The organism is Gordonia sp. 852002-10350_SCH5691597 (genome assembly GCF_001665715.1).
GTDB classification, from domain to species: domain Bacteria; phylum Actinomycetota; class Actinomycetes; order Mycobacteriales; family Mycobacteriaceae; genus Gordonia; species Gordonia sputi.
This window is the reverse complement of the sequence record NZ_LZMO01000152.1, coordinates 22,041-31,628: the sequence shown is the minus strand read 5'-3', so window position 1 is coordinate 31,628 and position 9,588 is coordinate 22,041. Positions and strand designations below refer to the sequence as shown.

Below are 9,588 nucleotides of genomic sequence, written 5' to 3'. Positions count from 1 at the left end.
GGCGAGGTACCCCGCCGACCCCATACTCGCAGAACTCGAGATCAAGATCGGCCAGGGCGCGAAACCGGGTGAGGGAGGGCAACTTCCGGCACCCAAGGTCACCGTCGAGATCGCCGCGGCCCGCGGCGGCACTCCGGGCGTCGAACTCGTCTCTCCCTCACCCGGTTTCGCGCCCTGGCCGATCTTGATCTCGAGTTCGGTGAGCATGGGGTCGGCGAGGTACCCCGCCCAGATTCCGAATCTTCCCGACGCGAACTGCTTGATCCTCGACGCACGCAGCGTGCCGTATCTCGAAAAGTGCTCGCCGCCTTCGCCGCTGTTCGACAACGCGCCGACCATGTTGGTGCCGTGGGCAATTGCTTCGTGTGCCTGGGCTACGAGGGCGCCATGACTCATGGCTCCGGACGCGAAGGTTGCGGTGATCTCATGGGCGGGCTGCACATCTGTCAGCCCACGGGGTGTCTCGGCACGACGAAGGTCGAGGACGTCGCGCACGGCGCTCGGGCGTTCCGCCCGGGTCCGCGCGAGGTCGTCGGCGAATGCGCGGTAGGCATCGGTGATGGAGAATGCGTCGATCTCGGCATCGCTGAGCCTGTCGTAGCTGCTCGACGAGTACAACTGCGCGGTCTCGCCGAACGCGTCGTCGAGGTCGCCGAGCGTGAGCAGTCGTAGAAGATCCGTGGCACCGGCCTCGTCGGCGCGAACGGAGTCGACTGTCGCCGTGACGAATTGCAGCTTCTCCGAGGTCATCTGGCCGTAGCCGCGGACAGCCGCGACGCCGAAGGAGTGGCCTGCGCCGTCGGACCGTTCCTTGAAGAGCCCGAGCAGTGGGAGGTCTTTGTCCGACGACGCGGCCGGTGTGGCCATCGCGGCTCGGTGAGCACCCGTGATGGCGTCGACGACGTCGGCAAGCGCGGCTCCACCGGCCGGCGAGCGCATCGTCGGAAACCATTCTGCGAGTATGGGGTCGGAGGTGTCGAGGAAGTTCGGCTCGAAGAACTCGCCACCGATGTAGCTCTCGACGGTGCACAATCCGACGCGGCCCATGGTCTTCATGAGTGACTTCGTGGCTGCCGCAGCCCAGCGAGCGAATCCCGTCGCCGCATCCTGTGGATCACCGGAGCGCGTGGCGCGTCGCGCAACCGAATGTGGATGTGCCGCAGCGGCTCCGAAGCCGAGGATCGCGGCAAGATGATGCGACGACTCGATCTGGCCCGAATCCGCCACTAGGGACACGCGTAGCCGTGTGCCCGAGGCGATCAGGCGCTGGTTGACCGCAGAGACGAGGAAGATCATCGGCAAAGCGGCACGATCGGCCCGGATCGCACGGTCGCTGAGGACCGCGATTCCGCCGGTGGCGGAGGCGAACTCGACAACCTGGGTGCACACTCGCTCCACGGCGTCGACGACCGCGGCGGTGTCGTCGCCTGCCGTATTGGCACCCTCGGCTACCTCCGGCAATGCGAAAGTGGCGTCGAAGACGCGGACGGGGGATTCGTCCTGTGCGAGCAACACGCCGAGTGCGGCAGCGTCGAGAATCGGTGACGGGATGATGATCTGACGGTTCGAATGCGCTGTTGCCGTGGCGATCTCGCTGATCTGGGGTCGGGCGCCGAGCGCAACGCGCAGCGACATCCCGTCCGCTTCACGGATACTGTCCAGCGGTGGGTTGGTGACCTGCGCGAATCGCTGCGAGAAGTAACGGGCGACGCTGGGCTCCCGATTGGTGAGCGCATTGATCGCGTTGCCGAAACCCATTGCGGAGACGCGTTCGACACCGTCGTCGATCATCGGGTCGACGAAGTACCGCAGGCTTTCCTGGTCGAGGTGATACGCGCGGAAGCGTTGATGGTCCGTCAGCGTCGGATCGTCGCAGGGAAGGGTCGGCGAATCGCCGTTCTCGGGACTGCGTGAAGAGTGTTGTGGCGCAAGCGCTGTCAGTTCGACCCGCGCGGCATCCAGGAGTGCCGGGTAGTCGCGTGCCGCGGCGAGCTTCGCGTACGCCTGTTCGGTGGTGTAGCTGCGGTGCTCGCGATGGTCGTAGTAGATCATCCCGCCCGCGGAGACACGCCCACGGGCGATCACGCGCTCCGGTGGGAACGAGATCTGTCCCGCCTCAGAGAACGCGCACAGGTAGTCGGCGGTCTCGACGGTGCGCAGGGGGCGTAGTCCGAGTCGGTCCAGGCGTGCGCCGATGACAGTGCCGTCGCCGAACACCACGGCCGCCGGGCCATCGTTCTTCTCCTCGTAGAGAGAGAGAAGTACTCGAACATCGCCCGAACCTCGGGGGCGAGTGTCGTGTCGTTCTCCCAGGCGGGCGGCATCATCGACACGATCGCGGTGACGAGGTCGACGCGCTCGGACACGACACGCGCGGCGACGGTCTGGTCGAGTCTGCTGGAATCGGATTGGCCCGGCGGTCGCGAGATGGTCTTCCCGGATGCCGCGGCCGCGGTGACCTGCGCGATGCGGTTCTTCTTGTCGGTGTTGAGCTCGCCATTGTGTGCGAGGAGCCGGAATGGCTGGGCCATCGTGGGATGCGGGTCGGTGTTGGTGGAGAAGCGCGTGTGGAAATACAGCGTGTGGACGCGGTGGTCCGGATCGGCGAGGTCGGTGAAGTAGTCGACGACCTCGTTCGACGAGAGCCTGCCCTTGAGGACCTGCGTGCGTGCGGACAGCGACAGGGGATAGAGGCCCGCGAACTCGTCTGAGGTGTAGGCGATCGACTCGATGTGCAGCAGTGCCTGCTGGACAAGGTGGTCGAGATCGGCCGGATCGGGGCAGGGATCGGGTGCGGCGAACACCCATTGCCGGATCGGGAGCTGCGCTGCCGCGGATGCGGGCCGCAGCACCGAGGGGTCGACGGGAACATCGCGCACGCACAGGTCGGTGAATCCGCGGTCGTGCATCGTGCGCTCGATGAGTCGCGTGGCTCTCGCTGCTGCGGCCGGCGACGGCGGGAGGAAGAAGTTGCCGACGCAGAATCGGCCGAGCTCGAGGTCGGGTCGGCCGGTCACCGAACGAAAGAAGCGTCGGGACAGATCCATGGACACGCCGCCACCGTCGCCGATGCCGAGCGCCGACATTCCACCTCGGTGGGGTACCGAACAGAGCGCCTCACGTGCCATGTCAATGACGTCATGCGTTGCCCTGCCGTCTTTGCGCGTGAGGAAGCCGACGCCGCAGCTGCTCTTTTCGTCGCTGTGATCCCACACCAGGTGTGGTCTCCGGATCGCGTGCACGCAGGTCCTCTCGTAGGGATGTGGGTTCTAGATGCGAATGCAACCCGCTGCGGCGTTGGAGCGGCTCGCACGACTATAACTTAGGTAAGGCACAGTAAACTAAGGCTTACCTTCACAAGAAGCGTCGACGCACGTCTTCGACGCGTCACGTATGCACGTTTACGCAGCGTGTGGCGCTTTCGGCGGAGTGAGAGCTGCGCCGGAATGAATACGGGTGGGGCCGTGTTGAGGCGGGTGACAGGCAGTCGAGTCGGTTCCGGCGCCCGCGGTCGTCGCCAACCAGCAGGTTGCGATTTCCGTCTGGGCCTGGGGCGATGGCATACTGATCGGTCGAGTCCGGTACCGGTTCACACCGCCGAATCGCGGCGGTGACCCGGCGACCATAGAAAGGGACACCAGAATGAAGCAGGGAATTCACCCCGACTACCACGTGACCACGGTCGTTTGCGGCTGTGGCAACACCTTCGAGACCCGCAGCACCGCCGAGAACGGTCGGATCAACGTCGAAGTCTGCTCGCAGTGCCACCCGTTCTACACGGGCAAGCAGAAGATCCTCGACACCGGCGGCCGCGTCGCGCGCTTCGAGAAGCGCTACGGCAAGCGCACCAAGAACGCAGACGCCAAGTAGCTATCCCGACGACGCCCGCCCGGTCAGACAGACCGGGTCGGGCGTCGTTTTCGTTGTGCCAGGCGTTGTATTTGTCAGGCCAGGCGTCGTTTTGGTTGGGCCAGGCGTCGGTTGGTGTGGTCAGGCGTCGATTCATCGGGCGAGGAAGTATCAGGAGGACGAGCGGTGAACAAGAGCGCGCAGACGCGCGACGCTTCAGGCGGCGCCAACGGCGGAGCCATCGATGACATTCTGGCCGAGCACGCCGGGCTCGAGCAGCAGCTCTCCGACCCTTCGTTGCACGACGATCCGTCGCATGCGCGACGGGTGGGCAAGCGATTTGCTGAGCTCGCGCCGATCATGGCGACGTATTCGAAGCTGCAGACCGCGCGCGATGACCTCGCCGCCGCACAGGAACTCGCCGCAGACGACGCGGCGTTCGCCGAGGAGATTCCCGCTCTCGAGGCTGCGGTCGAATCTCTGGACGCGACGCTGACCGATCTGCTCGCACCGCGCGATCCGCACGATTCCGACGACGTCGTGTTGGAGATCAAGTCGGGTGCAGGCGGCGAGGAGTCGGCGCTGTTCGCCTCCGACCTGGCACGCATGTATCTCAAGTACTGCGAGCGGCACGGATGGAAGGCCCAGGTCCTCGGTGTCACCGAGTCCGATCTCGGGGGCTACAAGGAGGCCACGCTGTCGATCAAGGGCCGCGAGCCCTCGCGCGACGGTGTGTGGTCGCGACTGAAGTTCGAGGGCGGCGTGCACCGCGTGCAACGTGTCCCGGTGACCGAGTCGCAGGGGCGTATCCACACGTCGGCCGCGGGCGTGCTGATCTATCCGGAGCCCGAGGAGGTCGAGGAGGTCGAGATCGACGAGTCCGACCTGCGGATCGACGTCTACCGGTCGTCGGGCAAGGGTGGGCAGGGCGTCAACACCACCGACTCGGCGGTTCGTCTCACCCACCTACCCACCGGGATCGTCGTGACCTGCCAGAACGAGCGGTCGCAGCTTCAGAACAAAGCCCGTGCCATGCAGGTGCTCGCTGCGCGGTTGCAATCCGCTGCCGAGGAGGAGGCCGACGCCGCGGCCGCGGAGGGCAGGGCTGCGCAGATCCGGACGGTCGATCGATCCGAACGCATCCGCACCTACAACTTTCCGGAGAACCGGATCACCGATCACCGGATCGGATACAAGGCAAACAATCTCGATGCCGTGCTGAATGGCGACATGGACGCACTGCTCGACGCACTCGTGGCCGCGGATCGTCAGGCGCGGCTCGAGGCCGAGTGAGGTCGATCGTCGTGACAAGTGACCGGCTGACGCCAGCGGTGTCTGCGGCCCAAGAGTCATCTGCGGCCCAAGAGTCATCTGTGGCGTCGGAGATATCTGCGGCGACATCGCTGCTCGCGGAGGCCGGGATCGATTCGGCGCGAAGCGACGCGGAGTGGTTGTTGGCGCACGTCCTCGACGTCGGTCGGGGCTCTCTGGCCTTCGCCGACGGACCAGACGCGGGTCACCGGAAACGGTATCGCGAACTCGTTGCGCAGCGTGCGCGTCGAATTCCGTTGCAGCACATCATCGGTCGCGCAGCGTTCGGCCCCATCGACCTGGCCGTCGGCCCCGGGGTGTTCGTGCCGCGGCCCGAGACCGAGCTGATGCTCGAATGGGCCGTCGAGAATCTTCGCGGTATCCCACACCCGCTCGTCGCCGATCTGTGCAGCGGCAGCGGAGCCCTTGCGATCGCGATCGCCGAGTCGGTGCCGTCGGCCCGTGTGGTGGCGGTCGAGAAGTCGGCGTCGGCATTGTTGTGGCTACGCCGGAATGTCGAGAACCTCGGTGTCGGCGATCGGGTGGCAGTTCTCGGCGCCGATGTCACCGACCACGCGCAACTGCGCGATCACATCCCCGACGGCTCGCTCGACCTCATCGTGGCGAACCCGCCCTATGTGCCCACCGACACCGACGTCTCGCCCGAGGTCGAAGCGGATCCTGCCGAAGCCGTGTTCGCCGGTCACGACGGCATGAGCGTGATCACGCCGCTCGCCGACGTCGCCGCGCGACTGTTGGCAGTCGACGGGCGCATCGCCGTCGAACATGACGATTCGACGTCGTCCCAGGTGGTCGGGGCACTTGAGACGACCGGGCGATTCGACGACGTCGTTGCGCGCCTCGACCTCGCTGGTCGGCCGCGGGTCGTGACCGCGCGCCGTCGACCTTGATCCGGGCCAGACGTGTCGCGTGAAAGGATGAACGGGTGAGTACCGTTTTCGATTGCTCTGACGAGGCAACCCGCTCCGCCGGAATCCAGGCGGCCGTGGGGGCAGCCAAGGCGGGACGCCTGATCGTCACACCGACCGACACCGTCTACGGCATCGGCTGCAACGCGTTCGACGCCGAGGCCGTCACCGATCTCCTGGCCGCGAAACACCGGGGACGCGACATGCCGGTCCCGGTTCTGGTTGGCTCCTGGCATTCCATCGACGGTCTCGTCTTGTCGGTGTCGGCCGTGGCGCGCAGCCTTGTCGAGGCGTTCTGGCCGGGCAGCGTGAGTCTCGTCGTCGAACAGGCTCCGTCGCTCGCCTGGGATCTCGGCGACACGTCGGGCACCGTGATGTTGCGGATGCCGCTGCATCCGGTGGCCATCGAGGTGCTGCGCGAGGTCGGGCCAATGGCGGTTTCGAGTGCCAACGTGTCGGGCAGGCCTCCCGCCATCACGTGCGACGATGCCCGCGAGCAGCTCGGCGACTCGGTGTCGGTGTACCTCGACGGTGGGAGGGCGCCCAAGGGGGAGCCGTCGACCATCGTCGACATCACCGGATCCACACCCCGCGTGCTGCGCGAGGGGGCAGTGACCACGGCCGAGGTGGCAGAGGTGCTCGACGTCGATCCGGCCAGCCTGGTCAACTGATGCTCGAGCCCGTCACCGGTACCAGCATGGTCGTCGCGGACATGCTGTCTGCCGACTCCGGCTCGGGCGGTGCCGGTGTTCCGCTGCGCGAGTTGCTGCTGGTCGGGCTGACCGCGGCGGCCATCACATACCTGCTGACATCGCTGGTCCGTGTGATCGCGATCCGAGTGGGTGCGGTGGCTGTGCCCCGTGTCCGAGACGTGCACACCATCCCCACCCCGCGACTCGGCGGAGTCGGCATGTTCGCCGGCGTGGTCGCGGCTATCGTCCTGGCCGCCAATCTCCCTGCGCTCAACCGGGGTTTCGCCTACACCAACGACATGGGGGCGGTGGTGACCGCAGGGGCGGTCATCGTCATCGTCGGGATCATCGACGACCGGTGGGGACTCGACGCACTGACGAAGTTCGTCGGTCAGCTGACCGCGGCGGGCGTCATGGTGGTGATGGGAGTGAGCTGGCTGCAGGTGCCCGTCCCGTTCGGAAACATCGGGACCATCGTCCTCGACCCGTTCCAGTCAGGACTCCTGACAGTCGTGATCACCGTCGCCACCATCAACGCCGTCAACTTCATCGACGGACTCGACGGTCTCGCCGCGGGACTCGGACTCATCTCCGCGTCGGCCATCTGCATGTTCTCGCTCGGGCTGCTTCGCGATCAGGGGGGCGACGTCAGCTACTACCCACCCGCGCTGATCTCGGTCGCACTCGCGGGCGCCTGCCTCGGGTTCCTTCCGCACAACTTCTCGCCTGCGAGGATCTTCATGGGGGACTCGGGTGCGATGCTCATCGGCTTGATGCTCGCGGCGGCGTCGACGAGTGCGTCGGGCCGTATCGCGGTGAATGCGTACGGTCCTGCCGACGTGTTCACACTGCTCTCGCCCCTGATCCTGGTTGCGGCGGTTGTCTTCATTCCGATGCTCGACATGCTGATGGCGGTGGTGCGACGCACCAGGGCAGGCGTCGGGTTCTATACGCCCGACAAGCTGCACCTGCATCACCGCCTGCTCGAACTGGGGCATTCACAGCGTCGCGTTGCGCTGATCATCTACCTCTGGGTGGGCATCCTGGCGTTCTCGGTGGCTGCGAGCACGATCTTCCCGATGTCGGTGGTCGTGCCTGCGTTTGCAGCCGGTCTCGTGGTCGCGATGTTGGCGACAATGGCACCTCGGCTTCAGCGGCGCATCGCGGAGCTGCGGACCGCGCGGGCCCTACGTTGACCACACGTCCTCAGTGGCAGCAGTGAATGATCGAAAGGCCAGGTAGGGGCCGATTCGGCAGGGTGGGGGACGGTCGGCCGACCGGTTAGGTAACCGGACAGTAAAATCGTGTACTATCAGCTGTAGTACTTGAGGGGGAAGCGTATGACGCGCCACGGGCGCGACGTGCCCCCACCTCGGGAAGCCAACACATTCTGCGAGGCCACCCCCCGGTGACCACGGCAAGCCGTGTTGATAAGGTCACTGCAAATGCAGAGCGTACGCTCGGCGGCACCTGCCGCGAAGACGGACGCTCATAGCCTGATGCCCTTGGCATTGAGGCGTTCACGTGAGGAGAGGCAATGGCGACGTCCGCCCCTGACTCGGCTCCCGTGTATTACCCGCCCGCGCCGACCGGCCTCCGACGACCGGCGATCATCGCCGCCGTACTGACCGTCATCGTCGCGATCATTGCGGTGTTCCTCGGGAGCTGGTTGTTCCCGCTGTTCTTCGCAATCGGTGTGGTCGCCGTCTTCATCAACACCAAGATGGTCATCATGTCCGTCGAACGTGTTGCGGCAGAAGAGAATCCTCGCAAGAAACTGCTCGCCGTCAACTCTGCCGCACGCCTCGGAGCCATCACTGTGCTCGCGCTGGCGGCGGCGTTCCTGTTCCGGCCCGAAGGGCTGGGCGTGATGTTCGGACTCGCTCTCGGCCAGGTTGTCCTGGTGCTGAACACGGTGATTCCGGTGATGAAAGGACTTCGTAAGCAGCTATGATCGCATCGACTTACGGCGCCGATACCCTCGTGCTGGCCGAGGCCCAGATCGAGGTCGGCCACCACAAGCAGGTGGAATGGCTGGGCATGACGTGGAACATCGACACGATCATCGCCACCGCCATCGCGGCAGTGATCGTGATCGCGCTCGCGTTCTTCGTGCGCTCGCGGATGACCTCCAAGCGTCCCAATTCGGTGCAGTTGTTCTTCGAGGCCGTCACCACACAGATGCGCAGCCAGATCGAGAACTCGATGGGCATGAAGGTCGGCGGCTTCGTCCTACCCCTTGCCGTCACCCTCTTCACGTTCATCCTCATCGCGAACTGGCTGTCGGTGCTGCCATTGCAGTACGCCGACTCCGAGGGCAAGAGCGCCGAGGTGTTCGCGCCCGCGGCCAGCGATGTCAACTTCTGTTACGCCCTCGCGTTGTTCGTCTTCGTCTGGTACATGGCTGCCGGAATCCGACGCCGCGGACCGATCGGTCACTTCAAGCGTCTGGTCAAGGGTCACGTCGCATTCCTGGCCCCGATCAACATCATCGAAGAGATCGCGAAGCCTGTTTCGCTCTCCCTCCGTCTTTTCGGCAACATGTTCGCAGGCAGCATCATGGTCGCGCTGATCGCGCTGTTCCCCGCCTACATCATGTGGGCGCCGAACGCGATCTGGAAGTCGTTCGACCTGTTCGTCGGCCTCATCCAGGCATTCATCTTCTCCCTGCTGACCGTGCTGTACTTCAGCCAGGCCATGGAGACGGACGAAGACCACTAGCTAGTCCGACCCCGGCCGGCACCGCGTCGGTCGGACCTTAGACCTGGCAATCCGATTGCCAGTATCACCCGAAAGGAAAGTTCTCA

Annotated in this window: 7 protein-coding genes and 2 pseudogenes; 8 read left to right on the top strand and 1 reads right to left on the bottom strand. The window is 65.4% G+C overall.

Annotation, left to right across the window (positions count from 1 at the left end):
- Positions 1–22: 22 nt before the first annotated feature.
- A pseudogene (locus A5777_RS25810) lies at positions 23–103 on the top strand (glutamate synthase-related protein); the annotation flags it as partial.
- Here the strand turns inward: A5777_RS25810 and A5777_RS11530 are convergent.
- A pseudogene (locus A5777_RS11530) lies at positions 67–3,233 on the bottom strand (glutamate synthase central domain-containing protein); the annotation flags it as partial. The pseudogenes A5777_RS25810 and A5777_RS11530 sit on opposite strands and share 37 nt — an antisense overlap.
- Before the next feature lie 409 nt (positions 3,234–3,642).
- Between A5777_RS11530 and rpmE the strand changes: the two are divergent.
- From rpmE to atpB, 7 genes are all read left to right on the top strand, one after another.
- A complete protein-coding gene (gene rpmE, locus A5777_RS11525) occupies positions 3,643–3,870 on the top strand; it encodes a 50S ribosomal protein L31 (RefSeq protein WP_005179448.1) in 228 nt (75 codons plus the stop codon).
- A 165-nt stretch (positions 3,871–4,035) separates the two neighbouring features.
- Positions 4,036–5,142 carry a peptide chain release factor 1 gene (gene prfA, locus A5777_RS11520; RefSeq protein WP_005205741.1) on the top strand — a complete coding sequence of 369 codons (1,107 nt, stop codon included), beginning with the start codon at positions 4,036–4,038 and terminating at the stop codon, positions 5,140–5,142.
- Between the two features lie 80 nt (positions 5,143–5,222).
- On the top strand, positions 5,223–6,071 hold the full coding sequence (gene prmC / locus A5777_RS11515) for a peptide chain release factor N(5)-glutamine methyltransferase (RefSeq protein WP_005205740.1): 849 nt from the start codon (positions 5,223–5,225) through the stop codon (positions 6,069–6,071).
- A 35-nt stretch (positions 6,072–6,106) separates the two neighbouring features.
- Positions 6,107–6,760 carry an L-threonylcarbamoyladenylate synthase gene (locus A5777_RS11510; RefSeq protein ID WP_064862745.1) on the top strand — a complete coding sequence of 218 codons (654 nt, stop codon included), beginning with the start codon at positions 6,107–6,109 and terminating at the stop codon, positions 6,758–6,760.
- Complete coding sequence (locus A5777_RS11505; protein WP_005205736.1) at positions 6,760–7,977, top strand: MraY family glycosyltransferase; 1,218 nt, start codon at positions 6,760–6,762, stop codon at positions 7,975–7,977. The genes A5777_RS11510 and A5777_RS11505 overlap by 1 nt, the downstream gene beginning before the upstream one ends.
- A 341-nt stretch (positions 7,978–8,318) precedes the next feature.
- On the top strand, positions 8,319–8,735 hold the full coding sequence (locus A5777_RS11500) for a hypothetical protein (protein WP_005205734.1): 417 nt from the start codon (positions 8,319–8,321) through the stop codon (positions 8,733–8,735).
- Positions 8,732–9,502, top strand: coding sequence for a F0F1 ATP synthase subunit A (atpB, locus tag A5777_RS11495; RefSeq protein WP_005205732.1), 771 nt, complete (start codon positions 8,732–8,734; stop codon positions 9,500–9,502). Before A5777_RS11500 ends, atpB begins: the two co-directional genes overlap by 4 nt.
- The last annotated feature ends 86 nt before the right edge of the window (positions 9,503–9,588 follow it).